This window comes from Enterobacter cloacae complex sp. XAL002 (genome assembly GCF_049236805.1).
GTDB classification, from domain to species: Bacteria; Pseudomonadota; Gammaproteobacteria; order Enterobacterales; family Enterobacteriaceae; genus Enterobacter; species Enterobacter intestinihominis.
In genome coordinates, this window is record NZ_JBMKJN010000007.1 from 152,367 (window position 1) to 169,706 (window position 17,340).

17 protein-coding genes are annotated in these 17,340 nt (G+C 51.9%); 3 read left to right on the top strand and 14 right to left on the bottom strand.

What is annotated here, in order from left to right:
* Nucleotides 1-45 precede the first annotated feature (45 nt).
* A complete protein-coding gene (locus tag ACOT0L_RS09015; protein WP_023300114.1) occupies nucleotides 46-804 on the bottom strand; it encodes a DeoR/GlpR family DNA-binding transcription regulator in 759 nt (252 codons plus the stop codon).
* Between the two features lie 86 nt (nucleotides 805-890).
* On the opposite strand from ACOT0L_RS09015, the gene ACOT0L_RS09020 reads away from it, so the two are divergent.
* Both ACOT0L_RS09020 and tam read left to right on the top strand, forming a co-directional pair.
* A complete protein-coding gene (locus tag ACOT0L_RS09020; RefSeq protein ID WP_047050949.1) occupies nucleotides 891-1,475 on the top strand; it encodes an NUDIX domain-containing protein in 585 nt (194 codons plus the stop codon).
* Between the two features lie 84 nt (nucleotides 1,476-1,559).
* A complete protein-coding gene (gene tam, locus ACOT0L_RS09025; RefSeq protein WP_126503014.1) occupies nucleotides 1,560-2,318 on the top strand; it encodes a trans-aconitate 2-methyltransferase in 759 nt (252 codons plus the stop codon).
* Nucleotides 2,319-2,324: 6 nt separating this feature from the next.
* Here the strand turns inward: tam and ACOT0L_RS09030 are convergent, their stop codons facing one another.
* The 9 genes from ACOT0L_RS09030 to ACOT0L_RS09070 form a co-directional block, all read right to left on the bottom strand.
* The gene (locus ACOT0L_RS09030; protein ID WP_126503015.1) at nucleotides 2,325-3,515 is read right to left on the bottom strand and encodes a cytochrome c biogenesis protein/redoxin; all 1,191 of its coding nucleotides are present in this window, start codon (nucleotides 3,513-3,515) and stop codon (nucleotides 2,325-2,327) included.
* A 135-nt stretch (nucleotides 3,516-3,650) separates the two neighbouring features.
* Nucleotides 3,651-4,946: an ATP-binding protein gene (locus ACOT0L_RS09035; RefSeq protein ID WP_126503016.1), complete on the bottom strand. Its 1,296-nt coding sequence runs from the start codon at nucleotides 4,944-4,946 to the stop codon at nucleotides 3,651-3,653.
* On the bottom strand, nucleotides 4,943-5,683 hold the full coding sequence (locus ACOT0L_RS09040; protein WP_023300109.1) for a response regulator: 741 nt from the start codon (nucleotides 5,681-5,683) through the stop codon (nucleotides 4,943-4,945). Before ACOT0L_RS09040 ends, ACOT0L_RS09035 begins: the two co-directional genes overlap by 4 nt.
* Nucleotides 5,684-5,727: 44 nt before the next feature.
* Entirely contained in the window at nucleotides 5,728-6,723 is a 996-nt protein-coding gene (locus ACOT0L_RS09045; RefSeq protein WP_038416060.1) for an alpha/beta fold hydrolase, read from the bottom strand.
* A gap of 134 nt (nucleotides 6,724-6,857) precedes the next feature.
* Nucleotides 6,858-7,085: a GNAT family N-acetyltransferase gene (locus ACOT0L_RS09050; protein ID WP_254909581.1), complete on the bottom strand. Its 228-nt coding sequence runs from the start codon at nucleotides 7,083-7,085 to the stop codon at nucleotides 6,858-6,860.
* An 11-nt stretch (nucleotides 7,086-7,096) separates the two neighbouring features.
* Nucleotides 7,097-9,304 (bottom strand): peptidase domain-containing ABC transporter, encoded by a 2,208-nt coding sequence (locus ACOT0L_RS09055; protein WP_126503017.1) that lies wholly within the window; start codon nucleotides 9,302-9,304, stop codon nucleotides 7,097-7,099.
* Nucleotides 9,304-10,557: an HlyD family secretion protein gene (locus ACOT0L_RS09060; RefSeq protein ID WP_126503018.1), complete on the bottom strand. Its 1,254-nt coding sequence runs from the start codon at nucleotides 10,555-10,557 to the stop codon at nucleotides 9,304-9,306. The genes ACOT0L_RS09055 and ACOT0L_RS09060 overlap by 1 nt, the downstream gene beginning before the upstream one ends.
* 14 nt (nucleotides 10,558-10,571) lie before the next feature.
* Complete coding sequence (locus ACOT0L_RS09065; protein WP_126503019.1) at nucleotides 10,572-11,216, bottom strand: CPBP family intramembrane glutamic endopeptidase; 645 nt, start codon at nucleotides 11,214-11,216, stop codon at nucleotides 10,572-10,574.
* 497 nt (nucleotides 11,217-11,713) lie between these two features.
* Nucleotides 11,714-12,046 carry a hypothetical protein gene (locus tag ACOT0L_RS09070; protein WP_023300105.1) on the bottom strand — a complete coding sequence of 111 codons (333 nt, stop codon included), beginning with the start codon at nucleotides 12,044-12,046 and terminating at the stop codon, nucleotides 11,714-11,716.
* A 444-nt stretch (nucleotides 12,047-12,490) separates the two neighbouring features.
* Here ACOT0L_RS09070 and ACOT0L_RS09075 point away from each other — a divergent pair, with 444 nt between their 5' ends.
* Nucleotides 12,491-13,039 (top strand): GNAT family N-acetyltransferase, encoded by a 549-nt coding sequence (locus tag ACOT0L_RS09075; protein ID WP_048965759.1) that lies wholly within the window; start codon nucleotides 12,491-12,493, stop codon nucleotides 13,037-13,039.
* Here the strand turns inward: ACOT0L_RS09075 and ACOT0L_RS09080 are convergent.
* The 4 genes from ACOT0L_RS09080 to ACOT0L_RS09095 form a co-directional block, all read right to left on the bottom strand.
* On the bottom strand, nucleotides 13,027-13,941 hold the full coding sequence (locus ACOT0L_RS09080) for a bestrophin family protein (RefSeq protein ID WP_003857155.1): 915 nt from the start codon (nucleotides 13,939-13,941) through the stop codon (nucleotides 13,027-13,029). The genes ACOT0L_RS09075 and ACOT0L_RS09080 overlap by 13 nt on opposite strands.
* Nucleotides 13,942-14,142: 201 nt before the next feature.
* On the bottom strand, nucleotides 14,143-15,594 hold the full coding sequence (locus ACOT0L_RS09085) for a tagaturonate reductase (RefSeq protein WP_126503020.1): 1,452 nt from the start codon (nucleotides 15,592-15,594) through the stop codon (nucleotides 14,143-14,145).
* A gap of 116 nt (nucleotides 15,595-15,710) precedes the next feature.
* On the bottom strand, nucleotides 15,711-16,238 hold the full coding sequence (locus ACOT0L_RS09090) for a GNAT family N-acetyltransferase (RefSeq protein WP_023300102.1): 528 nt from the start codon (nucleotides 16,236-16,238) through the stop codon (nucleotides 15,711-15,713).
* An 82-nt stretch (nucleotides 16,239-16,320) separates the two neighbouring features.
* Nucleotides 16,321-17,286: a sensor domain-containing diguanylate cyclase gene (locus ACOT0L_RS09095; protein WP_108367553.1), complete on the bottom strand. Its 966-nt coding sequence runs from the start codon at nucleotides 17,284-17,286 to the stop codon at nucleotides 16,321-16,323.
* Between the last annotated feature and the right edge of the window lie 54 nt (nucleotides 17,287-17,340).

Below are 17,340 nucleotides of genomic sequence, written 5' to 3' on the forward strand. Positions count from 1 at the left end.
GTCTGTTTGACAGCCACGCAGTCAGGCTGGCAAAAAAGCAGATATTTACTGGCTGGCGATCACCGCAACGCCCTTTTCTTTCATAACGTTGACCCAGCGTTCATCCGTTGTGTTTTCAACAACGAGCGTATTCACCAGCGACAAATCGCCAATCACAAACGCCGAGGCCGTGTTGATCTTTTCCGGTGAGGCCAATACCACCGTTTCCGCCGCTCTGCCGGAAAATGCACGTTTGATGCATGCTTCTTCATAATCTCCGGTGGTCAGCCCGGCCTCAGGATGCACGCCGGTGACACCCATGAAAAACAGATCCGCATGAATATTGTTGATGCCTTCAATAGCGGCCGCGCCGACCGTGACGATGGAGTGTTTATACAAACGACCGCCAATCAGGATCACCTCTATGCACGGATGGTTGACCAGCCCCAATGCAATACCCGGGCTGTGCGTCACCACGGTTACCCGCAAATCTGGCGGCAAGAAGGTAATAAGTTCTGAGGTGGTCGTCCCGCCATCAATGATCACCACCTGCCCCGGTGAAATGAGCTGCGCGCCCCGACGTGCCACGCGTTTTTTTGCATCCATTTTAACGGACTGACGCTCGGCAAAAGGCGCAATCGCTGAAGATGCCGGAAGCGCGCCGCCGTGGACACGCTGCAAACGCCCTTCTGCCGCCAGTTCACGTAGATCCCGGCGGATAGTGTCCTCAGACACCGAGAAAAAGAGGCTGAGCGCAGTTGACTGGACCTGGCCTTCCGCCTCCAGCTTTTCCAGAATCAACTGTTTACGCTGACTTGTGAGCATGAATTATTCCTGATATTGCACGATAATTATTGTAATTACACGAAAATGCTGTTTATGATGCATACTCTACGAGAGGAGAGCCAAACGTGCAATCAAAACGTGCAGATATACGCATCATCAACAGCGAAACGTTGTCCGACAACTGGTATAACCTGAAAAAATACACTTTTGACCTCCAGCGCAGCGATGGTGACTGGCAGCGGCAAGAGCGTGAAGTGTATGACCGCGGGAATGGCGCGACGATCCTGCTCTATAATCGCGACAGCAAAACAGTCATTCTTACACGTCAGTTTCGTTTCCCTGTGTTTATCAATGGTCACGAAGAGGATCTCATTGAGGCGGCTGCCGGGTTGCTCGATAACCTTGACCCGGAAAGCCGGATTAAGGCCGAAGCGGAAGAGGAAACCGGGTATAAGGTGACGCGCATAGAGAAAATTTTTGAGGCCTATATGAGCCCGGGCTCCGTTACCGAAAAACTCTACTTCTATCTGGCGGAATATCACCCGCAGGATCGGACCAGCGCGGGCGGCGGCGTTAAAGCAGAGGGGGAAGATATCGACGTGCTGGAAATGACGCTGGACGACGCGCTTCGTGGCATCGAGAATGGCCAGATCGTCGACGGTAAAACCATCATGCTGCTGTATCACCTGGCCCTGAAAGGCATTTTATAATCTCACGTTTATCCGGATACCTGCCCCGGCGCAGGTATTTGCCTGTGCTATTCTTGCTGAACACCTCAACATGGAGATGCGAAAATGGCCGACTGGGATCCTTCTCTATATCTACAATACAGCGCAGAACGCACACGTCCCGCCGCTGAGTTACTGACCCGGGTGCCGCTTGCTGACATAACCTCTGGCGTGGATTTGGGTTGCGGGCCAGGCAACAGCACCGCGCTGCTGAAACAACGCTGGCCTTCAGCGCAGATAGCCGGTGTGGATAACTCCCCGGCGATGCTGGAGGAAGCCCGACAGGCCCTGCCAGACTGCCACTTTGTTGAATCGGATATCCGTCACTACAAACCTGACCAGCCTCTCAGCCTGATCTACGCCAACGCTTCCCTGCAATGGATCCCGGACCATTACCACCTTCTGCCGCATCTGGTTTCACTGCTCCAGTTAAACGGCGTGCTGGCGATACAAATGCCTGACAACTGGCTTGAGCCGACGCACGCCCTGATGCGTGAAGTTGCCTGGGAACAGGGCTACCCCGATCGTGGCCGCGAGCAGCTGCCGGGTATTCATGCCTACTATGATATTCTGACGGACGCGGGATGCGACGTGGATATCTGGCGCACCACCTACTTTCATCAGATGAGCTCTCATCAGGCGATTATTGACTGGGTCAGCGCGACGGGGTTACGGCCGTGGCTACAGGATCTCAACGAGAGCGAGCAGCAAAACTTTCTGAAACGCTACCTCGAGCTGCTGGAAGAGCAGTATCCGCTCCAGGAGAACGGGCAGATACTGCTGGCTTTTCCGCGCCTGTTTATGGTTGCTCAGCGGGTTCCGTAAGCCGAATCAGGAACGCGCTTCCTTGAGCAAATGCTGAATTACAGCCTCCTGCTTGTCGTAGTTGCCTTCGCCAAACGAGGTGTAACGCAGTTGCCCTTTCGCATCGAAATAGTAATGTGCTGGCCAGTACTGATTACCGAACGCGCTCCAGATTTTGTAGTTATTATCCGTCACTACGCGGTACGGCAACTGCCATTCGTTGACCGCGTTTTTCACCGATGATAACGGCTTTTCCCAGGGGTATTCAGGGGTGTGGACGCCAATCACCACCAGACCTTGTGACTCATATTTCTTCGCCCAGTCTCGAACATGCGGAAGGGTATGCTGGCAGTTGATACAGTCCCAGGTCCAGAAATCGATAAGCACAACTTTCCCCCGCAAGGCCTTAGACGTGACAGGGTCACCGTTTACCCAGCCCGTACCGCCGCTTAATGTCGGTAGCTGGCTGCTCGGCATTGCGTCAGCGATCGGTCGCAGTTTCACCTGCGTGGAGGTTGGTTGCGCAAGGCTCAAGAGAGCGTTTTCCAGCTGGTCGGTAATACCCCTGGCGCCTTTCAGGACCGACGTCATTCCTGAGGCGTTGAAAGCCACGGCGGCTAACATCATCACCCCTGCGCCCTGACGCAGACGCTCCATCAATGCGGATTTGGCTCTCAGAGGGGTTATCAGCTTACGGCCACCCGTGACAAGCAGCCCCAGCATCAACGCGCACCCACTGCCGTAAGCGGCTAACAGCGCTCCGGTTGCGATGGCCGAGTGGCCAGTAATGTTAATGCCGAAGATCGCCCCGAGAATCGGTCCTGCACAGGGGGACCACAGAAGTCCAACGGCCAGCCCTGCCAGAAAAGCCGAAAACATGCCGTGTCGCTGAACGCTGTGGGTGTTAAGAACGTTCCCCGCGCTGACCGCCGGGCTGGCAATGCGCTGAGCGAACTGCGGGAAGATCAGGGCCAGGGCGGCAATGCTCAGTACCAGCAGCGCAATCCAGCGACCGATAACGGTGGCGTCAGCGATCCAGTCACTGGCAACCGTTACTACCATCGCCACAAACGTGAACATCACTATCATTCCCGCCAGAAGCGCCAGAATGTGTTTGCGCTGCCCCTGAAAGCCGGCGAACAGCAGAGGAATAACGGGAAGCGTGCACGGACTGAGCAGGCTAATCATGCCGCCTAAAAAAGCGATTATCAGAAACATAACGACCTCACGATACAGTTGCTGCGAAGGTGCAGTGAGGTCATTTCACCCTGCGAATGTGTTCAGGCCGTGTGCAAAAAACTGAATTTTGTCTGCCTTCGTATCCGCACGGCGCGCAGATACACAGGCGTACAATTAAACGCGCGGAAGAGTCACGCTTACGGCCAGCCCGCCCTCTGCCCGGTTTGCAAGATGCAATTTCCCGTCAAGCTGGGCGGTGAGCTGCGCGGCAATGGCGAGGCCTAATCCGGTGCCGCCCGTTTCGCGGTTGCGCGACGTTTCAACCCGGTAGAACGGCTGTAACACCGCCCCCAGTTCTGCCTCCGGGATGCCGGGGCCGTTATCCATAATGCGGATCGCTACCTGCCTTTCATCTTCATCAATCTCTATTACCGCGCTATGGCCAAACTTGAGCGCATTATCCAGCAGATTGGTCATTACCCGGCGCAATGCCTGGGGGCGGGTGACGATCGGCAGACGTGTACTGCGTGCATGAAACTGCACGTTTTTACCAATGTCCTGATAATCACTGGCGATGCTGTTAACCCACGCGTTCAGCTCCAGCTTAAGCGTGGTCTCTTTCAGTGATTCTGATGACCGGGCATAGGCAATACCTTCTCGTACCAGGCGCGACATATTATCCAGGTCGCTCAACAACTTATCGTGGAGTTCGGGCTGATCCGCCATTTCGACCCGCAGCTTCATACGCGTGATGGGCGTCTGAAGATCGTGAGAAATGGACGCCAGAATCTGCGCGCGTTCACGCAGATAAGTTTGTATCCGCGACTGCATCTCATTAAAAGCCTGCGCCGCCTGTCGCACCTCAACCGGACCTTTTTCAGTCATAGGAGAATGGGCCGCAGGATCGAGGGAATCAACCGCGCGCGTGAATTGCAGGAAAGGCCGGACAACCTGGCGCACGGCAATCCAGGAGCAGAGCGCGACAAGTAACAACTGAAGAACCAGCACCACGGGTAACCAGCTGGCGACTGGCGGCATGCGCGGGATCAGATCGATAGTGAGCGATGCGCCGTCGCGGAGCGTCAGATGGGCCTGAATGTGGGAAACAGGCCCCGGCACTGCCGTAAACTGGAGCGGATATTGAACTGAAAGCGTCTCTTTCAGGGTGCGAATCGCATCCCGCGAGCGCTTGTCCGTTGGCGCAGCGCCTGCCTCGCCGGGACCAAGGATATAACGATAATTACCGCGACCGAGCCGTTCCAGCCACTCTGGCCGCTCTTTGGCCGGAAGCCGGTCGAGAATGGCCACGCTGGTCGCCACGTCATTCTCAAGATTGCCCAGCATAACCGTGCGCGCGCTGTGCATTCGCTCAACCATGACCAGCGTCAGGCTGAGCGCGTTAGCCAGCAAGAGTCCAAGCAGCACAATGATCAGCAGCCGGGCCAGTAAGGTGCGGGGCCACAGCGTCATTCATTGGCCTCGACGATGGTCACCGGCATAGTAAAAACGTAGCCTTCGCTGCGAACGGTTTTAATGTAGGCTGGCGAGCGGGCATCTTCATTCAGGCGCTGTCGCACGCGGCTCACCAGGAGATCAATCGAACGCTCAAACAGCTCGGCATCACGTCCCTGCGTCAGGTTCAGCAGTTGATCGCGGGTCAGCACCCGTTGAGGATGATCGAGAAATACACGCAGAAGGCGATATTCCGCCCCGCTGAGCGCCACAACCATCCCCTCGTTATCAATCAGATGACGCGCCACGGTATCCAGCTGCCATTCACCGAACACCACCAGGCGCCCTGCCTCGGTCACCTGAAGATTAGGCGGCATAGTACGAAAACGGCGCAGGATAGTTTTGATACGCGCCAGCAGTTCGCGGGCCACAAACGGTTTTACCACATAATCGTCGGCGCCCATCTCCAGTCCCAGGATCCGGTCCATGTCCTCGTTGCGCGCGGTGAGCATCAGGATCGGCAGATCCTTATGCCTGCTGCTGCGCAGCTGTCGACACACCGTCAGGCCATCATCACCGGGCATCATCACGTCCAGCACCACCAGGTCGATATGCTGTTTGTCGAGCACTACGCGCATCTCTTTCCCGTTCGCCGCGCCAGAGGCGTGGTAGCCGGATTTCACGAGGTAATCGACAATCAGTTCACGAATATCCCTGTCGTCATCGACGACAAGGATGTGATCAATATGCTCCACCGCAGGCTCCTGATTAAGAGGTAACGGATTGAAAATAGCACATATCAGAGCTTATCCGCGTCGACAACGGCTTTAACAAAGTCCTGCGGATCTTCTTGCGGCGGGTTGTGGCCCACCGTTGCGCCGAAAGTACGGTGCTCATATTTTCCGGTAAATTTCCCGGCATAGGCCGCAGGTGCAGGGTGTGGCGCCCCGTTATTACCGCCTTCGATGGTGATGGTCGGCACCGTAATGTTCGGCAGCGTCGCCAGTTTTTGTTCATAGGCGTCATATTTAGGCTCCCCTTTTTCCAGACCCAGACGCCAGCGGTAATTACTGAGCGTGACGGCAACGTGGTCCGGGTTATCGAGGGATTTGGCGCTGGCATTGAAGGTGGCATCGCTGAATTTCCAGTCCGGCGAAGCCTGGGACCAGATCAGCCGGGCAAAATCGTGCGTATTTTTAGCATAGCCTTCCGCCCCGCGCGGCGTGGCGAAATAGAACTGATACCACCACTGAACTTCTGCCTTCGGCGGTAAAGGCTGTTTGCCAATCGCCTGGCTGCTGATCAGGTAGCCACTTACCGAGACCAGCGATTTCACCCGTTCCGGCCAGAGCGCCGCAACGATATCCGCCGTACGTGCACCCCAGTCATAACCGGCAAACACCGCCTGTTTGATATCCAGGGCGTCCATCAGGTTGACGATGTCTTTCGCCATTGCCGAAGGCTGGCCGTTTCGCGGCGTTTTATCAGAAATAAAGCGCGTGGTGCCGTACCCGCGCAGGGACGGCACAATGACACGATACCCTTTCGCGGCCAGCGCGGGGGCCACTTCAGCGTAGCTGTGAATGTCGTACGGCCAGCCATGCAGCAGGATCACCGGTTGCCCCTCTTTCGGCCCGATATCGACATAACCGACGTTAAGATCGCCAGCGTTAATCTGTTTTACCTGGTTGAAGGCCGACGCGTAATCCTTGCCCATCGCTTCCGCCTGACAGGACATCACGGTGCCAAGCGAAACGGTCAGGGCGACTGCTGAGTATGCGAGTTTGTTAAACATGATGTTATCTCCGGGTGAGTTCAGTTGACGGAGATATAACACCATGCGTTTGTATAAAGGATGTGTGCGGATGCGGTTTTATTGCATACCTGTGTATGTATCACAGACGCAGATACAGTGTGATACAAACCCGGTTAAGGGGTGATTCGGTACCGGACGTAATCGTCGGCTTCACCATAGTGGTCATACAGCTTACGCGCCGGATTGTGCATGCGGGTTACCCAGTAGAGTTTTGACCACCCTTCCCGCTTACCCTCATCGATCAGGGCGTCGATAAGCGCTTTACCCGCCCCTGCGCCACGTTCGGCAGCGTCAACAAATAGATCTTCCAGATAGGGGTAAGTTTGGATATCGAAAATTATGTACGTTAAGGTTAATTTTTTGCCATCACGTCATTAGTATATTCACAAACAGACTCGCCATTATTGACTGTATGCTGGAGATTCAGCTCCGTTAAGTAGCCGTCTGCCAGATACAAAACCCGGTCTGCAGAGGCTATGGTTTCCGGGCGATGGGCTATCAGCAGAACAGGAAGCCCCAGTTGACGTAAGGTCTGGCTTATCCGGATTTCACTCTCAACATCAAGGTGGCTGGTCGCTTCATCCAGTAACAGGAATCCCGGTTTCTTGTACAACGCCCTTGCCAGCAGAATGCGTTGTTTTTGTCCTCCGGAAAGCCCTCCGCCGGTTTCACCAATCAGCGTCTGATACCCCATCGGCATTGCCATAACATCGCTGTCGATAAGTGCCAGTCTTGCGCACTGGATCATTCGTTCATAATTTCGGTCATCACTGAAAAAAATAATGTTATCTGCTACAGAACCTTTGAAAAGATGGTCATCCTGCAGTACGGTACCGATACGCTGACGAACCTGAAAATAATCCGGATGCGTATGCAATATGGCAAATGCCCTGATCCTGCCCTCATCAGGGATGTGGATCCCAAGGATAAGCTTCACCAGTGTCGTTTTCCCGCATCCGGATTTACCTGTAATGGCAACGACTTCTCCGGGATTGAGTGTCAGCGACACCCCGCCGATTATCGGATTTTCCCCTCCCTTGTGGCTGAAGATGATGTGCTCAAGTACTAGAGGAGCATGAGCATATTCATCCATCTCCCTGCGGGATACAGAAGGAATGTGCGAAGCGTTGTTATGCTCACGAAAAGGCTGTTGCTGAAGGCCTTCTGTCGGGGTCAGTACAATATCAGCCAGTCGTTCGTTGTAAACATCGAGCATACGCCAGGAAAAAAACTTATCAGTCAGGCTACTGATACTGGAAGAAAAACGCGTCTGATAGGATAAATAAGCAACCAGCATGCCGACGGTGAAGGTACCATTCAATACCTCCCCGGCGCCTTTCCACAAAATGATTGCTGATACCACGCTGCCGGTAAGAGTGTGAGCAATGTCATAGCACATCAGCAGACGGCTCTGACGCAACTGCGTATTTCTGCGGGCAACGTTGAGATTCAGCCAGGCGGCCTCACGATGTGCCGTCACACCGTTAATTCTCAGGCTGAGGATCCCGTTGAGTGTTTCAAGAAAATGCCCGGACTCCTTGGCACCTGCATCCCAGGCATCTTCTGCCGACTGTCGAAGGGACGGATACCACAGTGCCCTCAACACACCATAGAAAATGGCTGCAAGTACGGCGATCAATGTCATTTCAGGACTGTACAGCAGCATCATGCAAAGCGCAGTCACCACGAGCAACACATCCAGAATACCTTCCAGCACTTGCGTAGTCAGCGCCTGCTGGATGGTATCTACCGCCTCAAAACGAGCATTAATACTCCCCTTACTGCGTGCATCAAACCAGGCCAGAGGAAGATGGACCAGATGATGGAAAACCCGTGCTGTCCACTGCATGTTAAAATTGACGGACAGTGTAATACTCGCCCACTGGCGGGCCAGTGACAGCAGCATCTGGGTCAGTGACATCAGCAGAAGCGCAATAATAATGAAGGTCAACAAACTCTGGTCGGCAGCCACCAGGACTTCATCAATCACCAGCTGGTTGAGAAGCGGGCTTCCCAGTGTCAGGATTTCGAGTGCCACGGCAAAAACGATAATTCGCGACATTGCCGACAACAGACCCGGTGTTTTACCTGTCAGTTGGCGCAGATGGATTTTTTTCCTTTCATCCCGAGCGGTAAAATCACTGGCTGGCATCAGCTCCAGCGCGACGCCGGTGAAATGTTTTCCAGCATCCTGTAGGGAGAGCGTTACTTTTCCCTTTTCCGGATCATGAATAACCAGCCTGCTTCCGCGAACTTTATGTAGCACAACAAAATGATTCATGTTCCAGTGGAGAATACACGGGAGAGAAAGGGATCTTAGGTCCTCAAGCTCCAGCCGAACTGCCCGGCTGGATAATCCGATACCGGCCGCACATTCAGTCAGTCTCTGCAGGGTCATCCCTTGTGAGCTGATACTGAAACGTTCGCGCAGTGTGGGTAAGTCTGTTTGCAGACCATGCCAGCAGGCCATCATGACCAGGCATGCCAGACCACATTCCGCTGACTCTGTCTGTCGGGTGAGAGGAAGCTGTTTTCTCCCGGTCCATTTGAGTGTATCCATCACAGCTTTCCTTTCAGGCTCCAGAGCGGCTCAGTCAGCCACTCCCACAAATTGCGGGTATCCAGGCTGACATCCCCCTCAAGAACCATGCCGGGGCGCAGGGCTTCCTGTTTCCCATAAGCCAGAATAAAAGTATTTTCAGGTTCAACGATGACGCGGTAATGACCTTCATTCTCCTTCCAGGTCACAGGAGATACGGAGAGTAAATCAGAAGATGTCAGCGTTGTATGGCTTATTTCACGGATAGTCCCGTACTGCACACCAAACTTCTGATAGGGGAAGGCAGAGAACCGCAGGGCAACACGCTGCCCCGCCTGAATAAAGCCAGCATTCTGACTGGTAGCATAGAGTTCTATCTGCAAACGGGCATTGTCGGGAATGAGGGTCATGACAGGTTCAGATGCCCTGACAGACTGTCCCTGTCTGACCAGCACGGCAGCAACGGTTCCGGATACCGGTGAAGTCAGCGTGAAATTTTCCTTACCTGCCAGTTCGTCCTGCTGTTGCCTGATAACCTGCAACTGCCTGTCCATTTCAGCCTTCCGGCTTTCACCCTGAACGATGAGATGGTCAAGGTCGTCTTTAGCAGCCTCCATCGCGGTGTGCAGTTGCAGAAGCCCCTGACGCTGATCCTCAACGTTTTGCTGTGACGTTGAAACGTCAATCTGCTTCTGCTGGTATTCGATATCTGATACGTAATGCGTATCAGCAAGTTTCTTATAGCGCTCCATAACAGACACGGCCAGCGCAGCCTGATGCACGGCAAGTGACAGACGCTTTTCTGCACTTTTAACCTGAGGTTTCAGGGAAACTATTCGCTGTTGTATGGCATGCTGCTGCTGACTGTTGTCACGCAATTCCAGGGTCTGTTGAGAAGTCAGCATTGTAAACTGAGTTTGTAGGGAAAGTCTTATAGCAGCGAGTGTACCTGCCCCCTGTTCGTTGAAATGTTCACCGCTGATATGATAAAGAGTCTCACCGGCAATAATGTGTTGACCTTCTGAGGCGGTCAATTTGGTTACGTAGCCAGCATATTGAGGAGTGATTTTTACCAGCCCGGATGAGGCCATAACGATTCCGGAAAGGTGAGCCTTACGTGTATAGCTACCATAAAGAATAAAGAGTATCAGGCACAGAAATATGAATAACGTTGTGAGTGCGCTTACTGATAAACCGAATGACGCAGGTAAGACAATCTCACCATAATCAGAATCTGTTTGATGATTTAAAGCCTCTTCCCTGAAGATATTCATATCCCAAATACCCTTCAAAAATTTAACGACAAAACAAAAGCATTCATGCACGAATGAATTATAATAGGATAAAAAAGCCCTCTGCTTCTTATTCTAACTATTAATAGCAATATTGACACCAAAAAAAGAATGGATTGATCTAAAATGTTATAATACTGTCCATGCATTAGACAAAAAGACAATGAAGTCAATATACATGGGATAATATACTTTTTATTAAAAATTGAGTGGAAAACACCGAAGATACAGCCCCTGTATATAATCTCCTCATAATATGGGACTACGAATGTGGCTATTATAAATGCTATAAAACTAATATGGGAAGGTCCATAATGATATAAATTATCCCTGTAAAGATAAACATTATACTGAACCAGCAAAATGACAAACAACACAACAATAGAAAATTTTATTGAAGTTAAATCTCTACTTGGGCGTAATTTAAAACCATCCAACTTCCTTAAGTAAAAAATATACAAGAAAATTGCAATTGAAAATTCCGCAATAAACAATAAGAAAAATGACACATCGAGAGTAAGATAGCGGAGGGTTATGGATGGCGATAACGTAATTATTATTGAGATAACAGACGCAATAAAAAGAACAATTACGTTTTTCTTACTATAAATGAATGGATAGACATGCCTAAAGATTATCATGTTCAACCTATTATTAATTCATATTTTATATAAGAATCAACAAATATGGCTATGATATCGTAACCATTTTTTGATATCATGCACTTTAACTTCAGTGAACATTTGTAATGATTCCATTCTGCAACACAACAATTTTTATCGGAGTGTACTTTATTTACTTTTAAACCTATTCATCAAGTTAACGCCCCATCGAGTTACTGCTATTAATACAATCAACGCAATAAGAAACCTTGATATAATCCCTGGCCGTGATACTTCGTCAAACTCAAGAACTTCAGCGTATTTCAAAAGGGTAAATGCGATAATGAAAAAAAATAAGTAAATTAGGAAATTTAAAAATTGTTTCATGCTTAACCCGATACTTGTGATTACATTAACTTTATCAAAAATAATAGCTCATCATGACTACTTCGAATAATCATTAAATATCGAAACACCTAGAATAACATTCAGTTATAATGAGCTTTTAAATTATTATCACACACAACTCAAATTACTTACCAACGGCATTGTCCGGGGCCGTTGTAATTATTACTTTTATCTTTACTACCACGATCTGAAAAACTATCTTTTGTGCACTGGCCAGCTATAGCTCCACCAATTACCCCAGCGGTCATACCCACTGGCCCCCCAGGAGAGCCGGCGATTAGACCACCGATGATTCCTGCGCCGCATGAGTCAACGCCCTTGTAAATAGAGCCATTGTTTCCTTTTGAATTACCAGATTTAGAGCTGGTGTTACGACTACCGGCACCTTCATAATTACCGCTTCCATTGCCGCCACTTACTAATGCTATCTCATTAAGGCTTAATGCTCTTATATTCGACATAAATCATCTCCATTTAATTTAGTTTTGCATTTTGTGCTAAAAAAATATCTTACATTACTTAATGTAAAGAAAGTGTATTTATGTAAGCATATGTAAATAATCTATTGAACTTCGTAAACCGTAGCTCCATTTGGGAGCAGTTCAGCTCCTGCATGGGCAGGCCTATAACACGAAATCGACCTGGAGGTACGGTAATGTTCAGGCATCTTTTCTGACGTCCAGCGCGCAATCACTTCTGCGTCGTAACAGATTTTACAGCCATGGCGCATCGCTTCGTTACGGACGTGCCAGAGTGTTTCGGCTTCTTCGGGCCTGGCTTTTCTTGGCATTACATACTCCTTTATGGATAAATCTGAATAACAAAAGCACGACCAACTGGAATGTGATATTGATGAAATATCAGAACCCAAACAAATGATAACGCTCAAATATGGAGATCACCGGATGACGATACCCACGCTTACGACAGAACGCTTATTACTTAAACCCCTTGTTGCCGCCGATGCCGTCCAGATCCAGCAACGCTATCCGCGCTGGGAAATTGTCCGCTATATGGTGGCTTCAGTCCCCTGGCCCTACCCGGAAAACGGTGCAGAAAATTATGTTAATAACGTTGCACTACCCGATATGGCCAAAGGGATTGCGTGGTTCTGGACGATTCGCAGCCGTGAAGCGCCTGATGAACTGATGGGGTTAATTTGCCTGTACGACGTCGAAGACAACAACCGGGGCTTCTGGCTCGCACCGGAATTTCAGGGCCAGGGATATATGCGCGAGGCGAGTATTGCGGCAACGGATTACTGGTTCAATACGCTTAACAAAGCGGTGTTACGCGCGCCGAAAGCGGCGGCCAACAGCCGCTCCCGACGTATTTCAGACAGCAGCGGCATGCGACTCATCAGGACAGAGAAGAAAGCCTATGTCAGCGGCCTGCTGGATTCGGAGCTGTGGGAAATCACCCGCGACGAGTGGAATGCCCGTCAGGTCAGCTGATAATGCTTATCCGGCATTAGCCTTTCAGGGATGTTCTCTTCATCGTTCATCTGCAACAGATCGCGCTCCATCATGTTGCAGATGGCGTCCAGCGGCAGATCGTTATCTTCCGTCCCAAACGGATCTTCCAGCTCTTCCGCCAGCGTATCAAGCGAGATAAAAGTGTAGGAAATCAGCGCAGAGACAAAGGGCGTCATGTAATGCAGATCAACAACCAGCGCAAACGGCAGCATGATGCAGAACAAATACACCGTTCGGTGCAGGATCAGCGTATAGGCAAACGGGACTGGCGTATTGGCGATACGCTCACAGCCTGCCAGCACGATGGACATATCGTTCAGGCGGTTGTTGAGGCTGTGAAACAGGATGTCTGAAAGGTGCCCGCTGCGCCGCCGCACGGCCAGCCACTCCCCCATGATCAGCAGGATACGGTTCGCCGGCGAGTTGGCATCCATCACTTTGCGTAAATCGTCTGGAGCCAGATAGCGGGACAGCTGATCGGCATTGGTTTCTCTGCGCAGTGTCATACGCAGACAGTTAGCAAACGCGATTTGCAGGCGGACAAACTCTCCAAGATGTTTATCATCCGGCAAGGTGTTTTTTACCTCGCGAAACAGCGAGCGCGCCGCTATCATCAACTGCCCCCAAAGCAGACGCGCCTCAACGTAGCGCGAATAACAGGCGTTATTGCGAAATCCCAGGAAGATGGCGATAGCCACGCCCAGAATGCTGAACGGCGCGACGGTAAAGCGGATACCCAGCGAGGTGTACCACGGCAGCATGACAATCACGGCGATGGAAAGCAGGAAGTTAAGCAGCAGTCGGGTATAAATTTTGGGAAGTACCGAACCATGCCAGACAAAAATCAGTTGCAGCCAGTGCTGTTGAGGACGAACAATCATAATCAGCTTCAGAAAAGTAAAGAGCGCGGCTATTAAACGTGATCCTCATCACGGTTGCAAGCATGTTAATAGTTCATTGCATTTTCTGACCTGTTAAGCCCTGACCGCACGGTGCTGCCTGTGCTTTTTAAAAAAAGGACGTATAGTATGTTGTAACTAATAGTGATCTGTAAAAAACCCGGCAAACGCCGGGCATTATGATTAGCAGAGCGGTTTCACCGCCTCGCGCATGCCTTTGCTTAAAATTGCTTCCAGATCCTGCGCAACCTGGTCTACCAGTCCGTTCACCAGAGCGAGATCCTGTTCCCAGTGCTCGCTCACGCTTAACACCGACGATACCAGTTCACGGGTAGTGACTTGTTTGTCGTGATGTTGCGTCCACAGCTGCTGGTAACGTTCAAGCCAGTGCGCATCGTCCTGCACCGGATAGCGCTCACCGTTGCGCTCGGCACGGTAAAATGCAATCAGCGCCGCCAGGGCAAAGGTCAGACGTGCTGGCAGTTCACCGGTCGCCTTCTGCCCTGCCAGCAGTTGCGGCAGAATGCGGGTGCGGTACTTGGTCATCCCGTTCAGTGCAATCGACAGCAGCTGATGCTTAATATACGGATTACGGAAACGCCCCGTTACGGCACTGGCGAAGGAGTGCAGCTCATCGCGCGGCAGATCCAGGACCGGAATAATCTCTTCATAAATAGCCTTCTCTACGAACGCGCAAATCTCCCCGTCGTTCATGGCTTCCCCTACCGTATCCAGCCCGGCCTGAAAAGCGACCGGAACCAGCGCCGTGTGTGCGCCGTTGAGGATCGCCACCTTACGCTCTTTATAAGGCTTGATATCGTCAACAATCAGGACGTTGAGCGGGTATTTATCCAGGCGCAATTCAGCTGAAAGTGATTTTGGCCCCTGAATAACAAACAGGTAGAAATGTTCTGCCGTGTCGAGGAAGCTGTCGTGATAGCCCAGCCCGGCTTCCAGCTCTGCCACCTCATCACGCGGATAGCCGGTAACAATGCGGTCAACCAGCGTCGAGCAGAAGGTGTTAGCGTTATTCAGCCACGCAATGAATGCCGCTGGCAGCGCCCACTCCTGTGCATAGCGCAGCACCAGTTCACGCAGGGCATCGCCGTTATAGTCGATAAGCTCACAAGGAATGATGATCCAGCCTTTATCCGCAGCCCCGTTAAAGTGGGTAAAGCGTTCGAACAGCAGACGCGTCAGTTTGGCCGGATAGCTGACAGCTGGCGCATCGTCAAACTTATCGCCCGCGTGATAGCCGATCCCCGCCTCCGTGGTATTGGAGAAGACAAACCGCATCTCCGGATTATGGGCGAGTTTCAGGAATTCATCGTACTGGCTGTAGACGCTGATTTCACGATTCACGGAACGAATAAGACGCGCATCGCTTACCGCATCCCCCTCCTCATTCAGACCACGAATAATCGTGGTATACAGACCATCCTGGGTGCTCAGCGACGGCGGAAAATCACTCTGGATCGGCCGTACAATCACCACACCTGCATTGAGATCGGTATGCTCGTTTAAGAGGTCGATTTGCCAGTCAACGAACGCGCGGAGGAAGTTACCTTCGCCAAACTGGATGATACGTTCAGGGTAGCGCGCACCGGGGAAATCACGACGGTTGAGTGTGTTCACAATGGAGGTCCTTTATAATTAGTCATACAGCCTGATAAGATTGGTGTGATAACTTATCAAAACTTCAGGACCAGAACCCCTGTCTGGATCAACTCAGGACGCGATGGTGAAAAATATCAAAGAAATTTATAGAACACCGAGGTCGCCGTCATGTCCCCGTTCGGCATCAGGGCGTAGCGTGGGATCTCCCCCGCCTTTTGCCAGCCCGCTCTCTGATAAAACGTCTCCGCGCCGCTGCCGGTCGAGGTATCAAGCACCAGCACCGTAAGCGCTTTTTCACGCGCAACCGCCTCCAGGGCTTCCATCAGCGCCATTGCCGCACCTTTACGGCGCGCCTTCTCATGTACCAGAAGTTTCGCGACATCTGCGCGGTGCGGCTGGTTTTCCGGCTGGTCGGTGATCAGCTGGACCGTGCCAACCAGCCCCTGCTCCGCGTCAAAACAGCCCAGGACGGTACGCTCGTCGCGCCCGACGCTGTCTGCGACGCCGAGCCAGAAGGTTTGGGCTTTCTCGGGAGAAAAAGGCAGCATAAAGCTGACGGAGGCGCCGCCGTTTACACAGTTGACGAGGATATCGCTCAGGGCATCAATGTGGGTGAGGATGTCCTGTCGGGAGAGAGGTTTAATCAGCATGGGAGAGTTCATTGCGCGTCCTTAGGTTGAATCTCTCCACTTTGCTATTAACATTTTTGTTACGCAATAAGCGATGACATAGGATTTCGTTATGTCATTTTTCGCCGTGATGTTGCCGCTTCATGGCGTACATTTGCGCATCCGCGTGTTTTAACCATGCCTGCATATCGTTGCGGTGATGATCGAACTCGCTCAGCCCCCAGGAGAACTGTAACGACCAGGAATGCAGCTGACGCGCGTTATACTTCTCCGTTTGTTCGACGAGATACTGCATGGCGATCCAGGCGCCAGGTTCATCGGTATCCGCAAACAGCACCGCGAACTCATCTCCCCCGAAACGCACCAGCATATCGGCCTCGCGGAATGAGGAGCGCATCAGGGCGGCCATCGCTTTCAGGGCCTTGTCGCCCTCCTGATGCCCGAAGCGATCGTTAATGGTTTTGAAATGGTCCAGATCCAGCCAGCCAAGCGTTAACGGTTCTGCCCTACGCTGCGAAACCGACAGTGCAAACTGCGCAAACTGGTTAAACCCGCGTCGGTTAAACAGGCCCGTGAGTTCATCGGTCGTGGCGGCGCTAACGGCTGCAAATTCATCTTCTGCCAGCGCGCTGAGATCGGCCAGTACGGCGGAATCCGCCGCGGTAAACTCACGCGGTGCGTAATCAATGAGACACAACGATCCTACGCACGCCCCGTCACGTAAACGCAGCGGGAAACCGGCATAAAAGCGCACGCCCGGATCTCCCGCCACCTGCGGATTATCCGCAAAGCGTTCGTCCAGCAGCGTGTCAGCCACCACCAGCGGCGCGTCACCCAGGATCGTATGACCACAAAACGAGAGATCGCGAGGCTGGCTGGCGAGTGCCCGCCCGTCGGCAGATTTCACGATCGCAGCGTGGTCATCCACCAGCGTAATCATCGCCAGCGGCACCCTGAAAAAGCGTGTTGCCAGCCGCGTGAGACGATCAAACGCGGGATAATTGTCGATCTCAAGCAGACCGGACTCGCGCAGCGCATTCATGCGCTCCGTTTCATTCACGGGAATTAGAGGTGCTTTCATGACGTCTCCTGACGCTGAGCATTAGTAAAAGCGTAGCTTAAACAGAGACATTGT